General features: G+C 43.0%; 21 protein-coding genes, 1 pseudogene and 1 other annotated feature. Of the genes and pseudogenes, 18 read left to right on the top strand and 4 right to left on the bottom strand.

What is annotated here, in order from left to right; genetic code table 11:
• Positions 1-80: 80 nt before the first annotated feature.
• Complete coding sequence (locus BM412_RS11870; protein WP_091217919.1) at positions 81-1,010, top strand: acetamidase/formamidase family protein; 930 nt, start codon at positions 81-83, stop codon at positions 1,008-1,010.
• Positions 1,011-1,777: 767 nt separating this feature from the next.
• Here the strand turns inward: BM412_RS11870 and BM412_RS32105 are convergent.
• Positions 1,778-1,945 (bottom strand): hypothetical protein, encoded by a 168-nt coding sequence (locus BM412_RS32105; protein WP_177245789.1) that lies wholly within the window; start codon positions 1,943-1,945, stop codon positions 1,778-1,780.
• A 640-nt stretch (positions 1,946-2,585) separates the two neighbouring features.
• On the opposite strand from BM412_RS32105, the gene BM412_RS11865 reads away from it, so the two are divergent.
• The 8 genes and pseudogenes from BM412_RS11865 to BM412_RS32900 all read left to right on the top strand — a co-directional run.
• The gene (locus BM412_RS11865) at positions 2,586-2,873 is read left to right on the top strand and encodes a WGxxGxxG family protein (RefSeq protein WP_256256267.1); all 288 of its coding nucleotides are present in this window, start codon (positions 2,586-2,588) and stop codon (positions 2,871-2,873) included.
• A 715-nt stretch (positions 2,874-3,588) separates the two neighbouring features.
• The gene (locus tag BM412_RS11860) at positions 3,589-4,119 is read left to right on the top strand and encodes a hypothetical protein (protein ID WP_143111605.1); all 531 of its coding nucleotides are present in this window, start codon (positions 3,589-3,591) and stop codon (positions 4,117-4,119) included.
• A 24-nt stretch (positions 4,120-4,143) separates the two neighbouring features.
• Positions 4,144-4,806, top strand: a complete 663-nt coding sequence (locus BM412_RS11855) for a hypothetical protein (RefSeq protein WP_143111604.1) — start codon at positions 4,144-4,146, stop codon at positions 4,804-4,806.
• Positions 4,807-5,403: 597 nt separating this feature from the next.
• Positions 5,404-5,862, top strand: a complete 459-nt coding sequence (locus BM412_RS11850; protein WP_091217911.1) for an ankyrin repeat domain-containing protein — start codon at positions 5,404-5,406, stop codon at positions 5,860-5,862.
• 283 nt (positions 5,863-6,145) lie between these two features.
• Positions 6,146-6,274, top strand: a complete 129-nt coding sequence (locus tag BM412_RS32515; protein ID WP_256256266.1) for a hypothetical protein — start codon at positions 6,146-6,148, stop codon at positions 6,272-6,274.
• Positions 6,275-6,360: 86 nt separating this feature from the next.
• Complete coding sequence (locus BM412_RS11845) at positions 6,361-6,720, top strand: hypothetical protein (protein WP_091217908.1); 360 nt, start codon at positions 6,361-6,363, stop codon at positions 6,718-6,720.
• A 179-nt stretch (positions 6,721-6,899) separates the two neighbouring features.
• Positions 6,900-7,280 carry an NUDIX domain-containing protein gene (locus BM412_RS11840; RefSeq protein ID WP_256256366.1) on the top strand — a complete coding sequence of 127 codons (381 nt, stop codon included), beginning with the start codon at positions 6,900-6,902 and terminating at the stop codon, positions 7,278-7,280.
• 315 nt (positions 7,281-7,595) lie between these two features.
• A pseudogene (locus BM412_RS32900) lies at positions 7,596-7,769 on the top strand (DUF6678 family protein); the annotation flags it as partial.
• A gap of 275 nt (positions 7,770-8,044) precedes the next feature.
• Here BM412_RS32900 and BM412_RS11835 read toward each other — a convergent pair.
• Positions 8,045-9,610 carry a DUF4886 domain-containing protein gene (locus BM412_RS11835; RefSeq protein WP_177245788.1) on the bottom strand — a complete coding sequence of 522 codons (1,566 nt, stop codon included), beginning with the start codon at positions 9,608-9,610 and terminating at the stop codon, positions 8,045-8,047.
• Between the two features lie 77 nt (positions 9,611-9,687).
• Positions 9,688-10,923, bottom strand: a complete 1,236-nt coding sequence (locus BM412_RS11830) for an endonuclease/exonuclease/phosphatase family protein (RefSeq protein WP_091217904.1) — start codon at positions 10,921-10,923, stop codon at positions 9,688-9,690.
• A 520-nt stretch (positions 10,924-11,443) separates the two neighbouring features.
• Between BM412_RS11830 and BM412_RS11825 the strand changes: the two genes are divergently transcribed.
• The 8 genes from BM412_RS11825 (at position 11,444) to BM412_RS11785 (ending at position 17,896) form a co-directional block, all read left to right on the top strand.
• A complete protein-coding gene (locus tag BM412_RS11825) occupies positions 11,444-12,067 on the top strand; it encodes a hypothetical protein (RefSeq protein ID WP_091217901.1) in 624 nt (207 codons plus the stop codon).
• A 423-nt stretch (positions 12,068-12,490) separates the two neighbouring features.
• A complete protein-coding gene (locus BM412_RS11820; protein WP_143111601.1) occupies positions 12,491-12,883 on the top strand; it encodes a bZIP transcription factor in 393 nt (130 codons plus the stop codon).
• A 533-nt stretch (positions 12,884-13,416) separates the two neighbouring features.
• Entirely contained in the window at positions 13,417-14,142 is a 726-nt protein-coding gene (locus BM412_RS11810; protein WP_091217896.1) for an alpha/beta fold hydrolase, read from the top strand.
• Between the two features lie 132 nt (positions 14,143-14,274).
• Complete coding sequence (locus BM412_RS11805; RefSeq protein ID WP_091217892.1) at positions 14,275-14,793, top strand: AAA family ATPase; 519 nt, start codon at positions 14,275-14,277, stop codon at positions 14,791-14,793.
• Between the two features lie 303 nt (positions 14,794-15,096).
• Positions 15,097-15,354 (top strand): WG repeat-containing protein, encoded by a 258-nt coding sequence (locus BM412_RS32895; protein ID WP_091217889.1) that lies wholly within the window; start codon positions 15,097-15,099, stop codon positions 15,352-15,354.
• 44 nt (positions 15,355-15,398) lie between these two features.
• Positions 15,399-16,439 (top strand): copper amine oxidase N-terminal domain-containing protein, encoded by a 1,041-nt coding sequence (locus BM412_RS11795; RefSeq protein WP_091217887.1) that lies wholly within the window; start codon positions 15,399-15,401, stop codon positions 16,437-16,439.
• A 226-nt stretch (positions 16,440-16,665) separates the two neighbouring features.
• Positions 16,666-17,169, top strand: coding sequence for a YcxB family protein (locus BM412_RS32890; protein WP_371264809.1), 504 nt, complete (start codon positions 16,666-16,668; stop codon positions 17,167-17,169).
• A 217-nt stretch (positions 17,170-17,386) separates the two neighbouring features.
• Complete coding sequence (locus tag BM412_RS11785) at positions 17,387-17,896, top strand: DinB family protein (RefSeq protein ID WP_091217882.1); 510 nt, start codon at positions 17,387-17,389, stop codon at positions 17,894-17,896.
• Between the two features lie 285 nt (positions 17,897-18,181).
• On the opposite strand, the gene BM412_RS11780 is transcribed toward BM412_RS11785, so the two are convergent.
• Positions 18,182-18,811, bottom strand: a complete 630-nt coding sequence (locus BM412_RS11780) for a hypothetical protein (RefSeq protein ID WP_091217879.1) — start codon at positions 18,809-18,811, stop codon at positions 18,182-18,184.
• A gap of 359 nt (positions 18,812-19,170) precedes the next feature.
• Positions 19,171-19,411, top strand: a binding site (T-box leader).
• A 75-nt stretch (positions 19,412-19,486) separates the two neighbouring features.
• Between BM412_RS11780 and gltX the strand changes: the two genes are divergently transcribed.
• Positions 19,487-21,151, top strand: a complete 1,665-nt coding sequence (gltX, locus tag BM412_RS11770; RefSeq protein WP_091217874.1) for a glutamate--tRNA ligase — start codon at positions 19,487-19,489, stop codon at positions 21,149-21,151.
• Positions 21,152-21,511 lie beyond the last annotated feature (360 nt).

Below are 21,511 nucleotides of genomic sequence, written 5' to 3'. Positions count from 1 at the left end.
TGAATCATTGTAAAGCTGGGTAGGAAATTTATAACAGTTGTCGAATCAATAGACTATCCAATTGACGAGGAGGAGTAGCCATGATTTATCAGTTCATACCACAGCTTTATTATAATACGATAGGCCAGCATCCACCTATATTGACGATTCGTGATGGGGATACGGTCATTACGACGACAGTCGATGCGAGAGGCTGGGACATCAACGGCGAAAGCGCAGCTACTCGCGGGAATCCAATGACAGGACCTTTCTATGTGGAAGAAGCGATGCCTGGAGATACGCTAGCGGTTAAATTCGAATCAATCACTCCGAACCGCGATTGGGCTTGGACAACCAATATGCTTGCACCATCCGTTATTGAACCATATGTTGCTGCTTCATTGCCGCCATCGGAAATCGTACGCTGGACGGTGGATGTTTCACAGGGGGTAGCTTATCTCAAGGAGCCATCGCCGGGTCTGACTGAATTGAAGCTACCTTTGCGGCCTTTTCTAGGCTGTTTTGGCGTAGCACCTTCTAATGGTCAGTTCATCTCAACTGCTACGAGCGGCGAGTATGGCGGCAACATGGACTATAAAGGACTGGTCGCAGGCACTACAGTTTATTTTCCGGTGTCGTCCAAAGGTGCATTGTTTTATTTGGGTGATGGTCATGCCTTGCAAGGCGATGGGGAAATCATCGGTACAGGGCTCGAAATATCTATGGATGTTCGGTTCACAGTCAGTGTTCAAAAAGGCAAAAAGATAGGCTGGCCGAGAGGTGAAAGCGATACCCATTGGTTTTGTATCGGCAATGCACGGCCGCTTGACCAGGCGCTTCAACATGCAACGACCGAAATGTATCGAATGCTGCAGGAAGATTTCGGCTTAACGTCTTCGGAAGCAAGCTTATTGCTGGGACAAGCAGTGGAATATGAAATTGCCAACACGTTTAACCCGGCTTACAGCGTAGTTTGCAAACTACCGAAATCGGTTTTATCGCAATTGAGCTATCGAGAAAAGAGTGATTAATACCATCAGAATGAGGTTGCCGATAGATTCGACCAAGTATTCATAAACTGGAAGACTAGAAATAGGGGATCTGAGTCCGCGTAAATCGCGGGCTTCTTTAGTTATCGACAAGCTGCAGACAGGCCTGGGATTTATTACAACAGATGAACAAGATGAACAAGTATTCTACAAGCTTAAATTAAAATCGAGTGAACACCCGATGTATTCACTCCTTTAAGTCATCCTAATTTCGGGGAAAGCATTATGATTCCTAGCGGAGGGATTATTATGCAGAAGGATTTCATACCTATGTGAAAGTAACATGATTGATTAACATATAACAAAAGGGTTCAACAATAAAAGCTTTGGCGGCTTAGCCAAAGCTTTTATTGTTATTGCAAGCATTTTCTGAATTAACGTAAATAATAACCCAGTGAAAAAGGAAGTGACAGAAGAATCGAGTTGTAATCAGATTATCCTACTAACTGATTAACGTGCCTTGATTATAGAACAAATGTAACACTTATGTTGCATCCCTTTGATTTGCTGAATGTTTTCACAATAAACGCATTTCATTGAGAAATCACCTCTGAGGATATTTTGTCCAGTGGTCTATAAGACATACTCTACGATGTTTGTTAAATTGAAAAGTCTTGTTTTCGGTAAGTGTGCCGTTTTTTCTTTCGTTTCACAATACATGATCTTGTAACATCGATGACGAGATGCCCAGTCCTAGTGAGGATCAGGGCATCTTGCTTTACATTATCTTAGAATTCATCCAGGGCTTCTTATGCTGATGCGTTCGCTGCAGTTTCGCTCGCTGCAGGGTTGTGCTTAAATACTTCAGCTGCTTCCTCGGTAGAAAACTCCGTATCAGCGGCTCCTGCAACTGGAAGTTTATTTAGCTTAACAGATTGCAAATCAGCTTTAGATACTTCATTTTGTTCATTTTGCATACTGCATCCTCCTTATTAAATCTAAGTGACAATAAACTTATGTTACCCATGGGAGGATGCTGAATATGTATTGACATCAAAAATGTTCCGATGAAGATAGACGAGCAAGGGGGAAATATAAATGAAAAAACTAAGAATTTAAATAAAAGAAAACGTCTTCCTCACTCCATTGATGGGCTCTAATGTGACTTTACTTAACTAAGGGGGACACGAAAGTTCAATTAACGCTTTTTAAAGAGGCGGTTTTTCTTATGAATGAAAAACAAAAATGCGCGGAGAAACGTAGTGAAGTTATTCAGAATATCTCCCCTATCTCTATTTAATACGCATGCAACTATACCATTTAGTAGTTTCGCTACATATATTATTAAGAATATATTGATAAAAGGAGTTGATTCATTTGCCACAAAGTCTTTGTTATTTATCCAATAAATAAGCTGATCTCAGGTGCGGGTGCGAAAGCGATAATCTTTTAAATTAGTCTTCTTCCGTGGTTGACCAGTAAGTTCTGGAAGTCACATAACACGAACGGGAAGAAATGTTTACATTGTATGCTTGTTTAATCGATCGAATATTTTATTTACATACGGGGAAAACAATAGTATGACAGACCAAATCATCAGCAGAGGAGTTAATTTGCATGAGAAAATTGAAATATCTATCCACATTTTTGCTGCTAGGCTGCTTCACCTTAATGATGGGCACCGGAATTTTAAGCGCTGCAGGCAGTATGACCTCACCATCTACACAAAGTAACCAATCATATGACAACAGCTACAATGCTACATCAACTTCAGCAGGTAACTATCGTGCTAATGCAGTCAATGATGATAATGATATGGATTGGGGCTGGTTAGGACTTTTAGGTTTAATCGGTTTAGCTGGATTGAGAAGTCGTAACCATGACCGTAATCCTGAGCGTTCCTAACTAAAGATTGTTTTTATAACAAGACTGTGGCTATTACTCAACACCCATGGTCTTGTTATTTTACTTTAAACTAATTGAGTTAATTATTTAGATTTTCGACTCAGAGATTTTTGGTGACGTACATGGTGCTACATAAATTTACTAAAATAGCGAAAAGTACATTGCATCATTTGGTTGGAGAATACTTAAACATTTTCTATTTGAAGGGCGCGACGCTGTCAGGTTTGAAGGAGGAATAAAGTGTTCTTTTTTAGTAATATGTCCGGTAGAGGTTGTTTATATAGTTTGGTTTTTACCATTATTGTCAGCGGCTTATTCCTACTGATTAGTAAGATGTTCGGTTTTCCTTTTTTTCTCTTCGTTCCTTTCGTCTTTCTGCCCTTCATGTTTAAAAGAAGATAACGGTTTATGGGTTAAAGTTCCACAAGCCCCGCCTCAAAGGAATAGTGGAGGCGGGGCTTGTTTTGATTTCGCGCGATGACCTCGCAGCAGCCGCAACCAGTCTGTTGGTGAAGGTCCCGATGATGCAATCTACATGGCTACTGGACCCGAAAGCTTAACAGGAGCACAACGTGCAGAGCTCATCGCAAAGCTACTGGTAATCCATTTTCATTTATCACACTGGCAGTTGAGACGCTCCAAGCACAGCTTCAGCAAGAGGGACTTCCGGCAGAGGTCATCAATGCAATTACGAGTTTTCAATAAAACTTCAATAATGGGGATCTCGATATCTTATTCAACTAACGGGCACGATAGCTCAATCACACCACAAGCCGAGGCTGCCTGTAAATGGAGTGGCTGGCTTAATAACATTTATGAATTTATTGGAGTTGAGACAGAGATGAGTAAAGACAAAATAGATAGAAGGAAAGTACGCAGGCAAAAACGGAGGGCGGCTCTCAGTAATAGTTACGAAGTAGACAAAAGTGATGCACAAGTCATTCTGGATGCAGTGTTCTCCTATATAAATGACCGTCGTCACGAGCCGCGTATGATCTTATTTATGGTTAGTAGGGATCAAGGGGAAACTTGGACAGATGAATTAGTAAACATAGCTGTTACCGACCCTAATTTGTCCACCTTAAAGATAGGAGATTGGGTTAAAAAGAGGGGAGATGAAACGACCTACGTAATCGTAGCTAATGAAGGCGAGAATAAAATCCATGGCGCTTTCCAAGACGATCCTGACTCCCCTCTATTTCTTCCAGAAGGTCACTTGTATCAATATGCTTTACCATACACTTAATCTAAACCTTATCTAAATTATATTATGATTAAGCTAACCGGGAACGATAGTTCAACCGATCTTGGAGCAGTATGCCAGTGGCAGCTGTTCTTTTTTCTTTACGCTAACGGGCAGTTTAGCGCAACTATCCAAAAACTGGAACGTAAAGTATACAATATGGTTTTCCGTGAAAGAGGGGGTTTGGTGAAAAAAGCATGCTTGTATGTTTTTTTTCTGTTCATATTAAGTGCCTGTTCAGGTGGCGAGCCAATAAAAGATAGCATAATCTTTGAGTCCGAGGGTGAGCAATGGAAAGCCACAATCCAGAACAATGTTATTGAACACGGTGGGAGGCATTATTTTAATATAATTTATCAATATAAAGGTGACTTAGAAGACCTTCGCAAAGTGGAGAGGATTTCCTTTGCACAAGGGACAGCTTTAGGAACAGAAATAATGAACATTTATGACCCATCATATAAAGCAAAGTTGATAAAAAAAGGAGGATATCAGGAAGAATCTGAAGAGCAGTATGGGATTATTATTGATGAAATCAAAAAGCGAAATTCGAATAAATTTACCATCAAATATGCCTTGATGGAAGCGGAGAATGATTATACAACACTAGATGCCATAGAAAAGGATAGAATATCAATCATTATTAACTGGGAAACCAAAGAGAAGAAGTACGATGATAAGATAAAATAAACGCAAACTTCGAATGGTTAGACGAAAAGGACGAAAAGAAGGTAAAGGCAAGACGAAGGACAAAGTATTAATTTCCTCTATCGCATAGAAATCTACAAATTGTGAGTTTTAATAATATCGATAGAATAAATGGTAGCGGGATAATCAATGCAGCAAAAAACCATCGCTACTCAAAGGTGGTCATTGTCCTGGATTCATGTATCTCGTCCTTTTCTCGGATCCAGCTCCCAAAGCAGGGGGCGGACAGTATAGTTCACGGGAACTGCCTCCCAGGGACACGAACGTCCTGCCCAGTTACCTGGTCGACCAGAAAGATCTGGTGACCTCATAATACCTACCGAACACGATAGTTCGATAAATGTAACACAAATGAAAACCTATCTTTATCTCAACTTAATGTAGTGCGTTTATAATTAATCGTGACCCCCCTTTATAAATATAGCTTAGACCCACAGCCCGTTGTTGTGGGTCTCTTTTTTGTCATTATAGTAACGAGCAGGATAGTTTAAAAACTTTGACGAATACTTCATACGCGAAGAGTTTGCGAAATTCGTTGATTAGTTAACATCAGAGATTATTACGAAGTGAGGAAAACCAATGAACATATTTGATGCAATTCAATTAAATCGTGTCCATGAATTTAATGATTATATTGAATCAAATTGCGATTTAAACGTACAAGATGACGATCAAAGGACACCCTTGATTATCTCAGTCATCGAAGGAAACTTAGAATTTACACAAACTATCCTGCAAAAAAAAGTGAGAATAAATCATCAAGATGACCTTGGATTAACTGCCTTACATTATGCGTGCCAAAATAATCATTTAGACATTGTGAGGCTACTGTTAAAGTACAATACCGAGATAAATATCAAAGATATTCATGGAAATAATTCTTTATTTAAAGCAGTATTCAATTCGCGAGGGAATGGCGAAATTATTAAATTGCTTATAATGAATGGTGCAGATCAACATTCTAAAAATAATTATGACGTATCACCGTTGGATCTTGCAAAAACAATAGGGAATTACGAAGTCAGTAAGTATTTCTAACGAATACGGAGACAGCGCCTATTGGGACTTTCATTACGCTAACGGGCACGATAGCTGAACGAAACAAGGAGCAGTTTGCCGGCGGCAGCTGCTCCTTGTTTCGTTGAAGTAACGGGCAGATTTGCGTAACAAAACGCTAATTAAGTACGTATAAGTTTCAAATGGGAAAGTATGGTTAACTTGTTCGGTGAGTAGGAGGAACTTGGTGAAGAGAAAGATGTTAAGTTTGTTAGTGCAAATATCGATATCGGCAAACTGTCAGTCTTGTAAAGGGGGGCGTGTTGTGAAGAATATATCCTTATTGATGATCAGCGTAATCGCGTTGTTCGCGATTAGCGGCTGCGGGGGGGATAAGACTTTGTTTCAAGCGGATACTTTCTCGGATAAGGACAAATGCATTGTTATCATATAAAATAATAAGTCCCTGTGTTATGGCGATTCGAGAAAGGATATCGAGGCGATCATTCAGAAAATGGCGATAGCGGGCATCCCCTTGTCATGTATCCTTCAGGTGTGCGAGTAGCGTATCGCGGCGATGTCGCTGTTGGCTTTCAATTAATGGAAGGCTCTGAAGGCGTATATCAAACGGCTCGCGGTGCACGCATTGGGATGAGTAAAGCAGATATTATGAATCTCTATGGGTTTAACTATGCTTATGAAGCAACGCCGAATAATCTCGATTATGCCTACGACATGAAGACGGGTAAGTTTGTCGATAAAATGCAAGTATTCTCTGCTGCGGTTCAGCAGAAGCGTGAGCAGATTTTCCTTGTCTCTGCGATGTTCGATGGGAACAAAGGCGGAGCGGCTTCTCAGATTGGGCTGATCGATCAGAAGATGGCAATTTTTTTGGAGTAGGGCAACAGGCAACTACAGCAAGGAATGCAGCCTATTGCGCTAACTGGGAACGATAGCTGAGGGGCTTGCTACACAGCAAGCTCCTTTTCTTTTGTTGAAGTAACGGCAGATTCGCTCAATAAGCAGCCAGAAGATTTTTGGTATAATTTAGAATGAAGGGAGGGCTTTCATTGACAGCTGTGATTAATAAAAATGGCTACGAGTTTTTAGAATGCATACCTTTGAATGAACATGAAGTGAAAAATTATGAACCGTTGGCAGGTTCATACGCTGTGGTCAGATTCGGCGCTAAATATCTTATTTGTTTTAATACATGGAGAAAACAATGGGAGTTACCTGCTGGTGGAAGAGATGATGAAGAAACAGCTAAAGAATGCGCTATACGGGAGCTTTTTGAGGAAACAGCGCAGGTTGTTCATGATATGGATTTTAAAGGCTTATTGAAGGTTCGGAAACCAGATGGAGCAATAAAGTTTAATCCAATATACTTTGCTGATCTGGAATACATAGTTCCGTTTAAAGAAAACAATGAAACAGATAAAATCTGTTCTGGAATTTAACCGATGATGTTGGCTACATTGATGAAGTAGACCAGGCAGTTCTTAAATGGTGTAACTCATTGCGCTAACGAGATACTAGCTCAATAAACACTATTAGAAGCTGCTCGCATAAGAACGGCAGCCCTCGATACGTTAACGGTAGGTAGTGACATTAAAAAATATGACAGAAGAAGGATGTTCTGAATGACTCCTTTATTGAACGATTCAAAGTGGGACGAGATTTGACTGGCTATGTATGATTACGATGGACTGATTCAATGGAGAACAAAAGATGTAGAGAACGGATATATCGCCCAGTGAGATGCTGATTGGTTCCATCATTTTCATTTAGGCGGTTACAAGCCTATCGAATGGCTGGAAATTCGTTTGAGCGAAGATAATACCTCATACGTGATGACGAAACTGAAAGAAATTCATGTTCCGGGTGAAATTGACGGAAATGTGGTGAGAGTTTACGGATATAAAGATGGGTTTGTGGATTATATTTGAAGGTTTTTTATTAAATTAACGAGGAACTATAGCTCAATAAACACCTATGACGAAGCTGCTGGCACGATAGGCGGCTTTACTACGTTATGGGCGGGATAACGTAATCAAACCGCAGTTGGGATAGAACAGCTTGAAGCACTAAGTGAAACAACCCGCGAAGGCATTTACTTATGCGTTTCACGGGTTGTTGTATCTATTAATCTTTTACATCATTTAGTTGAGTATGTTTCTTCTAGCCTGATACAAAGCTGCTATTAACGAACCTGCACAGATCATTACGTGGATGAAAATATTGCAGGAATCTGAGGTTTTCTGATTATACCCGGTGGTATTTTCGCTGCCGGAATTATAATGTTTTTATATTCGCGGACAGCCTTATCAACACTCTGATTCAACAGACTGACAAGCTCCGGCTGGTTTGGATACGGGGAAAATGACGATTTGGATATATCTTTTCCGGTAAGCGTTGAAAACCATGTCGCTGCCGCAAGATACTGTCCCTTTGTGTTTCCGTGATAACCGTCTCTTGTAAGCGTATCGCCAATGGAAGTCGCTCTGGCGTTCTGCCATGACTCACCGCTCGGTATGATGATCGAGATTCCGGTTTTCTTCGCGGCATCAAGATATGCTTGCTTTAATGCATTGAACATTTTGTCCTGGTCATTGTCATATCTCGGGAAATCTTGATGAGTGCTGTCTTTTGCATAAGCCCATGTCTCATGAAGTGCTAATTTTGCATTTGGCTCGATCCCTTTTACATAGTCAACAATAGTTGGGAGATATGGGAAATATGAATTCGAAATGCCACTTAATCCGCTTACCTGCTGGAATGTCACAAAGTCCCAATCATCGCTCTCCAGTGCTTCCTTGATTGAAACCTGCTTATTGGGCTTGCCAAGCTGGTGGTAATCATATGCCTTGATATCATTAGTGGCGTTCGTCCAGTGTGTCTCGAGTGAACAGCCGCCGACGTAAAGGTTCGCTATTTCAAGATTGACGCCCGCATTCTGTGCGATAAAGGGAAGGAATCTCATAGCATCATCGGAAAAGCTGTTACCAATGGCCAAAACCTTGATTGTGGGTTTATGTTTGATTTTATCGGCGACAGGGGACCCGGTTACAGAAAAGTCAGCCGAAGCCAAAACTTCATATCCGTCATTTTTGAGTATAACAGCGGAATATTCACCTGGAGGAAGCGATTCGATTCCTCTCCATCCGTCTGTCAATTCTATGAGGTCCACTTTACCATCCGGTTGTCCGTACCAGCTGGTATAGAACCAGTAATAATATGGTGCACCATTTGAAGGCACAGCACCTTTATCAAATATACCAATCCAGTCGTTTGCCGAGGTTCCGGTATAGCTAATTTCAAGGCTGTTGCCGGCGACAATTGTATTTGCTGAAATACTGATGGTTGCAGCCCCGGTAGGAGACGCATCACCGGTAACGGAAAAGTCAACTTGAGCAAGAATGTCATAACCGTCATTCAAGCACAAATAAGCGGTGTAATCACCAATAGCCAGATTTTCGACCTTCCCGACGGTACCGTCGGTCATTTTTGAAAAGTCCATTGCTCCGTCAGGCTGAGCATAGTCGGATGTATACGCCCAAATCAAAGAGTCTCTATCTCCGGGCAATACCCCTTTGGGATAAATACCGATCCAGTCACTTTTCGATGTACCTGTGTAACTGATCGATATGCTTCCGCCCTGCGGAATCGATTGGAAGTTTGTAGTCAGAACAGTCGATGCAAGTGCAAGTGAAGGGATGCTTCCTAGAAGCATTGTGCATAGCAATGCCACTAAAAGCGAGACTGGGATAATCTTTTTTGGCTTTTTCATTAAATCACTCCTATTAATTAGTATGCAGTTCATACCGGCAGCCTTCACAATGTGGGCTCATCGCAGATTAGTATTCATTAAGGTGCGGTCACTTGGAACGTAGTACGCTTAAGTTCCTGATAACCGTCATTGTACAGTAGTACGGCATCATACGTTCCGGGCTCTAAAGTAGAGGAATCGAAGGTTAATGTGCCGCCGTCAGCGTCTCCAATATATTGCCATTGGATCGACGGGATGTCGGGATTGACCTCAGTTCCAGTAGGGTAAATACCGACCCAATCCTTCGGACCGTATGCATTCGTGTAAGATATGGCGATGGATTCGCCTTGAACGTAATCAGCTTTGTCCGTCGCAACCGTTGTCGTCGAGACAGGGATTTCCGGTGTCGGAGCAAGCTGTGCAGTGAAAGTGGAGAGCATTGCTCTGTGATCGGAAGGCCAAGGCGTTACCACAATGTCGGAATAAGGTCCATTCTCTCCGACGACTTGGCTGTTCGTCGTAACGGACGGGCCGGCAGCATAGACGAAATCGATGCGGTCATGCACTTCGTTCGGATAAGGGTATCTGATCTCCGAAGTCCAGGTATAAGCCGGGTGAGTTACCGGATTCGAATGAATCTCCCTGTAGGAGTCACGGAATTGCAATTTCTCCAGATTTGTCGAAACCGGCCAATTGACTGTGATGCCGAAATGGCTGCTCTTCGTAGCGTCAATCCAATCGAGATGAGAAGGTACGTTAAAGTCGCCCGTCAGAAACACGGCAATGCCGTGATGGGCCAGATCCGGCAGGTTCTCGAACCGGCTCTTCATCTCTTGCATATGTATGTTTTGCTCGTTATTCAGAACGGTTTCTAAACTAATGCCGTCTCGAATATCATAAGGCCCATAAGGATAGGCGAGGAGGTGAACGTTACTGAATGCAACAACTTTGCCTGGCTTAACTTCGATATACACATAATCGGGGTTTCCGGATTTGATGATCGGATAACGGCTCAAAATCGCTTGTCCGTTGTCATAGTAGAAGCCCAGTTTTTGAGCCAGAGCAGGGATGTTCGCGCCGCCTTCTTGAATGCCAATGAGGTCGGCTCCGGCTGCTTGGATAACCTGTGCAGTCTTATCCAGAGTAATTCGATCTCCTCCGAGCCAGATATTGTAAGACATGATTTTCAGATTCGCTGTTTCTCCTGAGGATGGGCTGCCGAAGACTAACGGGGCTCTCAACTGTGTGAAGAGCAGCATGGCAATACCGGCAATCAGCATGATCGAAATACGTAATCGTTTGTCATTCTGCAGCAATGTTCCGAATAATGGCATTGTCAATACACCTCTAATTCAATTTTTTTTGGACACAATTAACGTTCCGACACTAATGTACTACTAAATATATGAAAATGTAAACCCTTTCATTTGTGCTTTAGGGAGGGGAATTATGAAAATTAAAGAATCTGGCATCATCGTCATTAGGGAGTACTATGAACAATCGGTAAATATATTTTGAACTAATTGGTTTAATGGAGATATTGGATTTCGACGAAACCGTTCAGGAATTTGCGAACTATGAAACTATATTTTTAGTGTAACAAAACCAAAACTAGAGAGAGGTGACTATTTGGATGCGTTCGTATACACCGATGAGAACAAGAACTTGATCCCGTTCCCGATGGATCACTTAAGGAGCAACCGACAACGTATACTGCTCATTAAGTTAACGGGCAGGATAGTTCAATAACTTCGCGAATACCTTAGGCAGGCGAATTTACGAAGTTCGCGAATAAGATGTTATCCGAAAGATCCGAAGACTTTTTGAAATACCAAATTCGAAATGAGGAACATTATGGCGAACTTAGATTTCTATTCGACAAGAAATGATCAACTTAAACTATTAGATTTTATTTTTTCAGAACTCAACTTTCGAGTGTTTCAGTCATATTCAGATTTTGATTCTGAAATTGAAGAATATAAATCAACCATAGAAATAGATGATAAATATTGTGTTGGAATTGATAAACATGGCAACGGAACTCATTGCCTTTTTCAATTGTGGTCACCCACAATTATGGACAAACTTGAGATTAATAAAATTAACTTAGATGAAAAAACTGGGCACACATATAGATACAATATTGAAGGGTTTGCTTTGGTGCAATTATATTTAGGTGGTATACATAATAACTATATTTCAAAATCTCATATAGGTTCTAACTCAGAAGCAAGAGCTAAAAGCTGGGGTTATATTAGTGGAGTCAATTGGGAAAATCATAAGAAAGAAATTAATAAATTGTGCAATTACATTAGAAGAGATTCAAAAGTGAAAATTAAAGGTAGAGTTGTAATGCAAGAAGCGCTTGACTTTACAAGAAATAACTATTTGTTAAAGGATTATAAATCAGCACCTTGGCATTATAGGTTGAATAATGACCATAACTTTGAATATGAAAGTGAAAGAGTCCAGAAATAATCGCGTATTCATAAGTGATAATTCATAGCATTTTCGAGGATGTCTGATCCTTCGGATAACACCATATTCACGCATCGGGCCATTCGGCAAGATTCATTAAGCTCCCTCGAAATGATTCGGTTTCCTCACTCAGACTCATGAATTCGTAGGATTTCATCTTTAAGTTAGAATGAAGAATAGGATGAAGGTGGGGCAGGTAGCCGAGAGAAGAGGAATTGGGCAGGCGGCAATAAAGGTGAATACTAATCACCCATATTGTTCCATATTTGCACGTCTCCACTTTAGCCTAGCGATTCTCGCTCCCAAGGGTAATTTATTACCGCCGGTGCTAGTGAATTGAGAAAGGGCAAAGTTTCGAAAGATTGTTAATGTTGACTTCGCATTGATACAAAATGTATCGTTATGAATAGAATGAATCGGGGAGTGATTGATTTGAAGTCTTGGATTCCTTTACTCGTGTTTTTAACTTTTCTTATAATATCCGCATGTTCGGACCCGGGACTCAAAAACGAAGTCACTTTACTCCAAGAAGAAAACCAATCCAAACAAGACGAAATAGACGAATTGACTACACAAATAGAGGATTTAACTAACAAATTGGAAGATTCTCTTTCCATTATTGATGAAGTACGGAGTTCACAACAACGAGCCTTAAACATGATTGATTCAGCAAAAAACAGTGTTGATAATGTTTATTCTGGGTATGATGATTTTGAATATGGGCTTTCAGATGCAGAATCGGACTTGGATGATGCAATGCATTATTTGGGTAACGCAGACAGTTATTTAGACGATGTGGAGTATATTCTCAATTAATATATTGGTACTTGCTTTATTCTTTTGTAAGGATTACTTGTTCTTGAATATTTACTTGTCGGGTGACAAGAACGTTATCTCATTACCGGAATTGACAATAACATTATCTCATTTTCGACGATAGGCAGGGAATGAGATAATGAAGGCAGCCAGCCAGAAATGGTTTGCACTTCATTAAGCTAACGGGCAGGATAGTTGAATCACATTACGAATAATTTAAGTCGAGGCGAATTTGAAGTTCGAAAAAAAGACGAAGGAATTGGTTGTCATGAGCAAAAAAACGGAAGAATTCCTTAGAAAAATGTTAGATTTTTTCCCGTCGGCTGAAGTTGAGTATAGAGAATCAATCGCGTATTACGGTGAGGCGCTAGATACTTACGCTAGCGGGAAGGATAGCATGATGGCTACCGTTTTCTCAACGAACAGGCTGAATAGTTAAATCACTTATTGAATACCATTATGATGAAAACTAGTATGCTATTCGGAAATAACTACCTAGGAATTGAATCAATCTACTGAGGAGGAAGATACGAATGACAACCTTTGTATTGGTTCATGGCGCATGGGGAGGGGGCTGGAACTGGCGCTTTGTTGCCAAGGCTCTTCGAGCGGCAGGCTATGAGGTACACACTCCAACACTAACAGGAATGGGTGATCGTGCCCATCTAGGTCATGCTCTAGTTAATTTAGATACACATGTACAGGACGTAATCAATGTCTTATACTACGAAAATTTGAAGAACGTAGTTTTAGTTGGGCACAGTTATGGCGGGATGCCGATTACGGGGGTGGCAGATTTAGCATCGGATCGGCTGGAACGCTTGGTTTACCTTGATGCGGCTTTGCCAGATGACGGTCAATCATTCTTCGATGTCTACCCCGATGGAAGAGACTGGTGGGAGTCTAGAGCCCTCAAGGGAGACGGATGGGTCAAACTTGATACGGCCGAGTTCCCTCATGTAGTTGAAGCTATACCTGATAAAACGATACGTGATTGGTTTATTGAACGTATGGAAGGGCAGCTCCAACCCATTGGGACATTGACACAGCCCGTTCGTATTCGCAAAAATCAAGTGCCGCGAACATTTATCTATTGCACGCAAATGCAGAATAATTCCCGAGATGCAGCCAAAGCAAAGGCAGATCCAAATATGGAATATATGGAAATACAGACTAATCATTTTGCTCCCTTCAGCGCCCCTGAACTGGTGGTAGAATCGCTTTTGAAGATTGCAAAAATGAATACTAAGATAAAGTAGTCTTAGAATAGAGATGTAAGTTGGATCAAAACGAGCTCCCATTAAAATTACAACATCTTCGACTAACAGAGGTAGCGATAATATAGAAACAACTAATTTATTGTGCTTATCCAGTTGAATGGAGGGTCTGCCATGGGCATTAGGAATTATCTGATTGAGGGCGTTTCCGGCGCCGGCAAAACTACGGTCTGCAACGAATTGCAGCGGCGCGGCTACCATGCCATTCATGGTGACCGTGAATTGGCTTATCAAGGCGACCCGGAAACTGGTACCCCGACGGATGGCTTTAAACCCGAACACCACATTTGGCATGTAGAGAAAGTAAAAGCTTTGGTCGCCAATCAAGATGAGGCGGTAACATTTTTCTGCGGTGGTTCGCGGAATTTCTCCAAATTCATTGATCTATTCGACAGTGTGTATGTCCTTGAGGTCGACCTGGAAACCTGTCTCCGGCGGATTGATGAGCGAGTGGCACTGGACCCAACTGACTGGGGTGGCAGACCAGAGGAACGGGAAATCATTCGGCGCTTGCATCAAACGAAAGAAGGCGTTCCCCAAAACGGGATTCCAATCGACGCCACCGCACCGATCGCGCACGTCGTTGACGAAATCCTCCATCAAATCGAAGCAAATGAACGCCGATGCCAGTAACTTACGGGCGCTCAAGGATAGGCCAATACATCAGTGCACCTGGATGCGAATAGGACCATCCACTGCGTTAACGGAGAACGATAGCTGAACGAACAAGGAGCAGTTTGCCAGCGGCAGCTGCTCTTTGTTTTATTTAAGTAACGGTCAGTTTAGCTTGAAAACAGGACGAAGTCCTCTGTAGCATTCTATTTCTAATTGGTAGAATTGGTATAATAAAGGGGATGAGATCCATAATGAAAATGGAATTTACTCGTGCATTTGTGAGATCATTTGGCTCGGTTTCATGAAGGGACTTCTTCCTGTATGTTAGATAACAGATCCGTGGTTATCGATCAGAGTGGGAATGAAATATTAAATCTCCCATTTCGGCATTTAAGCAATTTTTACGAGGATCGAGCCGAAGTCGTCAATAAAGACAATAAGCGGGGTTTTATAGATAAGTCAGGTCAGGTTGTCATAACGGCAATCTACGATGATACAAAAGGATTTAGTGAAGGTCTGGCACCTGTGCTGGTAAACAATAGCTATTACTTTACGGCTAGCCAGCGTTCGTATATTTGAAGAGTCCGATTACTTGTAAGTTCACACAGGAGGGTAAAGCCGAAATGAGAAGAAGGATTCGCATCCATGTTGTAGCACTGTTCATCTTCGCATGTAGTTTGGTTGTAAATAGTCTCGTCGCTGCTGAGCCGGCGGAAGAGAATAAGCTCGTTCCCGAAGAAGGTGCGTACGCTTTTTTTATTTTGGAAATCGGTGGCTCAAAGATGATATTCAATGGGAAGCAGGAAGAGATAGATCCTGGATACAAGACGTCTCCGGTGCTGATGAATGGAAAGACTTTAATCCCGATGAGAGCTATTATTGAAAAGCTTGGCGGCTCCTTGAGTTGGGATGCATCGCAGAAGAAGATCGACATCACCTACAACAGCAAACGGATCACTTTGCAAATCGGCAGCAAAACTGCCGTTGTCGGAGATAGCAAGGTGCAGCTTGATCTAGAGGCGCTTGTTCGGAAGGACCGGGTCATGATTCCGCTGCGGTTTGTCGCCGAGAATCTAGGTTGCAACGTCTACTGGCATGGCAACAACACAATCACGATTAGCACGAATGCGTTGAAGGACACGTACTCCGCTGATCGCTTTAGCGCAGATGATTTGTCCATCTACGATGCGATCCTGAAAAAACAAATCCGCCTCGGCATGACGAAAGACGAGATCGATGCGATTTACGGATTTAAACCCGAGGATCCTTTCATGGGGAGATATGAATATGAGGGACTACAAGTGTTTTATCGGGATGGCGTGGCTGCCGGATTGCTGGTGAGTTCGGGCGAAAACTTAACGACGAGATTCTCGACGGTCCGCAATGTCACGTTCTTCAGCCCGAAGAGCTACGTCCAGAAGAAATACGGACCGAGTCTTGAGGAGGTAGAGGACGTTCCAGACGGCGAACGCTATGGCACCTATCTATTTCGGAAAGAGGGCAGCGGCGCAGAAAGCACATTAGTGAAGCTGGAAGCTTCCCCTCCGTTCACGGCGCCGAAGGACAATTTGTATTATGTGTCGTTTCTGTATGATGAGAGTAAGGACAGGAAGGTTACGTTCATGCTGATCGGTGATTATGAATTCGGGATGCTGGGGAAGTAAAAGATTGATAAACGGCTCGCTTTTGTTGGGAAAATCCAGAAGATTGAACTAACGGGACACGATAGCACAATAATTAACAGGTTGCCGCTGGATTGGCTGCCTGTTCCGCTAACGGGAAATATAATAGAATTGGGAGACCAAAAAAGGAAAGTGCCATTTTTGGACGATTTAGATAAGTGTGTATACGAAATTCTCGAATAAGACGTTAGCACGATTTACTGAAAGGATGATAAAAATTAAAACCGTATTTGATTTTAAATTCAAGTATCATGAATCTGATATCAAACAAGCATTAAGGGAGAATTTTATAAGTAATAAAAGACTGGTAATTGATTTATTGATCTCATTACTCTTAATTTCAATCTCTCTATATCTAATAATTAGTTATAAAACTACTGTTTATTATTCTTTTTTGTTGTTTATTGGGGTTCTATTTATTGTTATTATTTTTCTCAGAATGGTCATTATTCCTGGAATCATATATCGTAGAACTCCCAAGTATCATCAAGAGTATTATTTGGAGTTTAATGAAGATAAAATTTTATTTGTTTTAGGAAACAATCGGTCTGAATTCGAATGGAGCTATTATATTGATATTAGAGAAACAAATGGGTTTATTTACTTATATTATGCGAAGAAAGCATATTCTATTATCCCGAAGAGAATATTTGTGGATAAGAAAACAGAGGTGGAATTTGTACAGTTCGTCAAAAAGAAATTAAATAAATAAATAAATATTTTGGCATTAGTCAAGATGTTAGTAACCTCAGCTAACACAGCATCACTGTGGCGGGAGGTTATGCCGACGCGGTTCAACTAACGGGAACGATACTTGAACGGTTGCCAAAACACTTCAAACTAATGCATTAATCTAGGCATGGCAACAATATGCTTTAAAAGTTATGAAGAGTGCTATAATTTCTATCTCCATAGAGAGGTGACTACACATGAACCAAAGACCGTCAGAAGAAGAATACGCCGGGGACTCCGGCGAGTATATCCGGTTGGTGCCGGAAGGCAACATCATCGACATTCTGCTCGCCCAGGAAAAGCAAATGACCGAGTTGCTAGCATCTTTGTCCGAAAGCCAGGGCTCGTATCGGTATGCGGAAGGGAAATGGACGCTGAAGGAAGTCGTGGGCCACATCGCAGACGGGGAACGCGTCATGACCTACCGCCTGCTCCGGTTCGCAAGAGGGGACCAGACGCCACTACCCGGATTCGACCAGGAATTATTCATGTCTCCTTTCGGAAGCTGGACAATCGTGCAATCGGCCGAAGACTATCGGGCGGTTAGGCAATCGACAATCACACTGTTGCGCGGGTTACCGGCGGAGGCGTGGTCCCGTAAGGGCACTGCCAACGACGTAAGCATTACGGCGCGCGCCCTCGCGTACGGCATCGCAGGACACGAACTTCATCACATGGGGGTCATCCGTAATCGTTACTTGAGATAGTCCCGGAAGATTGGGACGGGAGCTTGCGCGGACAACGCGGCTTCCGTCCTTACTTTATGACCCGCCCTTCCCGTCCAGTTTGGAACGTTCTCAACTGATATACATCGTTAAGCTAACGGGCACGATAGTTTAACTAAGAGGTTGCAAGTGGTACATTTATTACTCATAAAGAGAACTCTCCAGACTTGGAGGGTTCTTACTCCCGATACTTATTTTCGCGGCAGGATTCAAAAATACTCTCCGATCCTGCCAATAAGAGGACCGGAGGATCGCCTTACGCAGGTTTTATTGCGTTACGATAGCATTCAGCATCAGATAGGCGTGAGTCTCGAATCCGTCGCTCGCTTCGCCTTGCGGCTTGTTGACTTTGAACGCATAAGTACTACCTCCGATGTCTTTGACGATATATTGCTTGGTCAGGTCGCTGGCGCCGGATTTCAGCACAAGCAGGGCATCCTGCATCAACGGATGAATTTCGTTATCCTGGAGCTCGTGAACCTCGCCAAGTTCCGACAGTACGGCTTCCGCTACCGTTTTTAATTCATCCAAATTATAGTCCGCCGGCAGTTTCTCAATTTCAACATTGTAATTTTCGTCGAAATCCATCATCAGCTTGTCGTTGGTCGCATCAAAGTTGAATATATCGAATACATACAGGGAATATCCATTGCCTTCGGCAAGCACCGCCGTCTTTTCTTCCTTCATGCCTTCCAGTTCCAGTTCGAATGTTTTTTCGGCAGGCGTCCCCCCCGACCCGGACACCGGGTCCGCCGCCGTATCTCTCGTCGGTTGGGCGGTTCCGGTCACGACTGGCGCTTCATCGTTTCCCGAGTTCGCGGCTTTGTTCTCCGAGCATGCGGCAAGCGCCAGTACCATTGAAGCGAGAACGGGGTCCCAACAGATCAGCGAGAGCAATAAGTATCACCATTGATTTTTATGCTGAATACGATAGTGATAAATCACATTGTATGAGGGATATCATGGAACTACTTCGAAAGTATATTGTCGCGAATCTGTTGATAGTTATGCTGTGTACCCTTTTATGGACGGCGGATGGTACTATTCGCCCTTCGCTAGGCTCAGTACCGTTCTTCTTTGCAATCGTCTATTTGCTGAATAGGTCGAAGTTTGAAAAGGCGCTATTTGGGTGGGATAAGTCTTAGAGAAGCCAGCGAATCGAGTATTCCCATTCTTGCATAAAGTTGTTTCGGGCGTACCTCGCCTTGACGTTGAATCAGCCTTATGCTACCTTACTTGATAACCAAATATATTCGAGAAAAGCGATTGATGAGGAAGAGTAAACAAGTCTTCGAATTGCAGAGAGCCCTGTATGGTGGTGGAAGAGGGCATTTGAGCTTGATGAAAGAAGCCTCGGAGCATCAGACTGAAAGAGGGAGTAAGTCTGGCGGGTCTTCCCGTTATAGGAGAGATGTCGCAGTTAAATGCTGCATCTATGAGTGGGTCCATTGACCCAATCAAGGTGGTACCACGGAAGCGATGCCTTTCGTCCTTGCTTAATGAGGATGAAGGGCTTTTTTTATTGTCTGACAGTTTAATGTTTGAAATCCCGAAGAGAAAGAAGGAGCGATTATGAATCAAACCGAGCTTGCCCAGCGTTTATTTCCAGCTATTGAGAAACTGCCGGAGGACGTTCTGGCCAGTTACCCCGCGCGACGACTGAAAGCAGGAGCCAAGGTTACACGGTTCGGGCCTAGCCCGACCGGATTTCTTACGATTGGCGGCATCTTTGCCACGCTCATTTCTGAAAGGCTTGCGCATCAGAGCGGCGGCGTCTTCTACTTGCGGATTGAGGATACCGATAGGAAGCGGGAAGTGGAGGGGAGCATTGGCGATATTCTTCATTCGCTAAGTTATTGCGGTATTTATCCGGATGAAGGTCCGACAGCGGATGGCGATGAGGCAGGGGAATACGGCCCCTATAAGCAAACCGAACGAGCGAGCCTTTACCATGTCTTTATTAAGAATCTAATTGCGCAAGGATTAGCCTATCCTTGCTTCTGCAATACGGATGAGCTGCAGCAAATTCGCGATAAACAGCAAGCTGCCAAGCTCAACACAGGCTATTATGGCGAATGGGCCATTCATCGCAATCTGACGTTGGAGCAGATTGAAGCGGAGCTGGCGACTGGAAAGCCGTATGTCGTCCGGTTGAAATCGCCGGGATTGCCGGATCGAAGAATCAAGTACATGGATCTGATCAAAGGCGAAATTGAAATGCCAGAGAATGAACAGGACATCGTCATCATGAAGTCCGATGGTATTCCGACCTACCATTTCGCGCATGCAGTGGACGATTGGTTGATGGGTACGACACATGTGATTCGAGGTGATGAATGGCTTGCTTCAGTTCCGATTCACCTGCAGCTATTCGACATGCTTGGCTTCCGCAGACCGGAATACGGACACCTGGCTCCGCTGATGAAGATGGACGGTGCCTCAAAGCGCAAATTCAGCAAACGTAAAGATCGCGATGCAGCTGCGAGCTATTACGAGCAGAAAGGTTATCCGGGGATTTCAATTACGGAATACTTAATGACGCTCATTAATTCCAATTATGAGGAGTGGCGGGTGAGCCAGCCGGAAGCGCCATACTCAGAATTCATAATCGCCATGAACAAGATGAACGTGAGCGGCGCGTTATTCGATATGGATAAGCTCATGGACATCAGCAAGGGCATTATAGCCCGGCTAAGTGCAGATGAAGTATTCGAGCACACAGCAGCATGGGCGGCGGCGCATGATACGGAGTTGGAAGCAACGCTTCTTGCCAATCGTGAATATGCGACGGCGATCTTCCAAATTGGCCGCGCGGTGGAGAAGCCGCGGAAAGATATTGCCAAGTGGTCGGACGTGAAAGACTTGTACGCGTACTTCTTCGACGAATCGTTCAGTAAGTCGATAGCAGCGGGCTACGACGCGCTGCCTGCCTCAATGCCATTGGAACTAGCGAAGCAGGTCGTTAGTGAATACGCGCAAACACTTGATTTGCAGGATGACCGGGACAGCTGGTTTGGCAAAGTGAAGGCAATAGGCGAGCAACTCGGATTCGCCAAGGATGCCAAAACGTACAAGAAGAATCCGGAACAGTATCCAGGGCATGTCGGTGACGTGGCGATGATTCTTAGAGTCGCTTTGACGGGCAGAACAATGACGCCGGATTTGTACGATATGATGCATGTTATGGGAGACGCTCGAGTGCGTGCCAGGCTGAACCAGTTTATCGGTTTGGGCTGAGCGTTTTTTCTCATCCTTGGAAGATAGTGAAAACCTCGCTGTTTAGTGAGAGGTAGCAGCGTATCATCGAGTTGCAAGTGTCCGAATAATATTTATTCTTTTACGGTTTTTTGACATATCATGTCAGCCGATTAAGCCTTTATTCTCATTGCCGTATTTGGAAAATACTGCTAGCATCTTATGGACTGGAAATTGCAGAAAACTCCAATCGAGAAAGAGGTGAACATGTAAAAGCGCAAATCCAGTTACCGACCTATTAGCGATGCAAGCGTTGTCGGCGCCCCCGATCATAATCCATTGGACTTTCAAGCAAGAAAGGGATTTTTTAAGTTGTAAAAATAGGACTTAAAAAAGTGAGGG

It is taken from the genome of Paenibacillus sp. BC26, from assembly GCF_900116125.1.
Classification (GTDB): domain Bacteria; phylum Bacillota; class Bacilli; order Paenibacillales; family Paenibacillaceae; genus Paenibacillus_Z; species Paenibacillus_Z lignilyticus.
This window is presented reverse-complemented; position numbering and strand designations above follow the sequence as displayed.

What these genes read in the sequence shown, in the direction of transcription:
- BM412_RS11870 (WP_091217919.1), top strand. Translation starts at nt 81, where the DNA reads ATGATTTATCAGTTCATACCACAGCTTTATTATAATACGATAGGCCAG.
- BM412_RS32105 (WP_177245789.1), bottom strand. Translation starts at nt 1,945, where the DNA reads ATGCAAAATGAACAAAATGAAGTATCTAAAGCTGATTTGCAATCTGTT.
- BM412_RS11865 (WP_256256267.1), top strand. Translation starts at nt 2,586, where the DNA reads ATGAGAAAATTGAAATATCTATCCACATTTTTGCTGCTAGGCTGCTTC.
- BM412_RS11860 (WP_143111605.1), top strand. Translation starts at nt 3,589, where the DNA reads ATGGGGATCTCGATATCTTATTCAACTAACGGGCACGATAGCTCAATC.
- BM412_RS11855 (WP_143111604.1), top strand. Translation starts at nt 4,144, where the DNA reads ATGATTAAGCTAACCGGGAACGATAGTTCAACCGATCTTGGAGCAGTA.
- BM412_RS11850 (WP_091217911.1), top strand. Translation starts at nt 5,404, where the DNA reads ATGAACATATTTGATGCAATTCAATTAAATCGTGTCCATGAATTTAAT.
- BM412_RS11845 (WP_091217908.1), top strand. Translation starts at nt 6,361, where the DNA reads ATGTATCCTTCAGGTGTGCGAGTAGCGTATCGCGGCGATGTCGCTGTT.
- BM412_RS11835 (WP_177245788.1), bottom strand. Translation starts at nt 9,610, where the DNA reads ATGAAAAAGCCAAAAAAGATTATCCCAGTCTCGCTTTTAGTGGCATTG.
- BM412_RS11830 (WP_091217904.1), bottom strand. Translation starts at nt 10,923, where the DNA reads ATGCCATTATTCGGAACATTGCTGCAGAATGACAAACGATTACGTATT.
- BM412_RS11825 (WP_091217901.1), top strand. Translation starts at nt 11,444, where the DNA reads ATGGCGAACTTAGATTTCTATTCGACAAGAAATGATCAACTTAAACTA.
- BM412_RS11810 (WP_091217896.1), top strand. Translation starts at nt 13,417, where the DNA reads ATGACAACCTTTGTATTGGTTCATGGCGCATGGGGAGGGGGCTGGAAC.
- BM412_RS11805 (WP_091217892.1), top strand. Translation starts at nt 14,275, where the DNA reads ATGGGCATTAGGAATTATCTGATTGAGGGCGTTTCCGGCGCCGGCAAA.
- BM412_RS32895 (WP_091217889.1), top strand. Translation starts at nt 15,097, where the DNA reads ATGTTAGATAACAGATCCGTGGTTATCGATCAGAGTGGGAATGAAATA.
- BM412_RS11795 (WP_091217887.1), top strand. Translation starts at nt 15,399, where the DNA reads ATGAGAAGAAGGATTCGCATCCATGTTGTAGCACTGTTCATCTTCGCA.
- BM412_RS32890 (WP_371264809.1), top strand. Translation starts at nt 16,666, where the DNA reads ATGATAAAAATTAAAACCGTATTTGATTTTAAATTCAAGTATCATGAA.
- BM412_RS11785 (WP_091217882.1), top strand. Translation starts at nt 17,387, where the DNA reads ATGAACCAAAGACCGTCAGAAGAAGAATACGCCGGGGACTCCGGCGAG.
- gltX (WP_091217874.1), top strand. Translation starts at nt 19,487, where the DNA reads ATGAATCAAACCGAGCTTGCCCAGCGTTTATTTCCAGCTATTGAGAAA.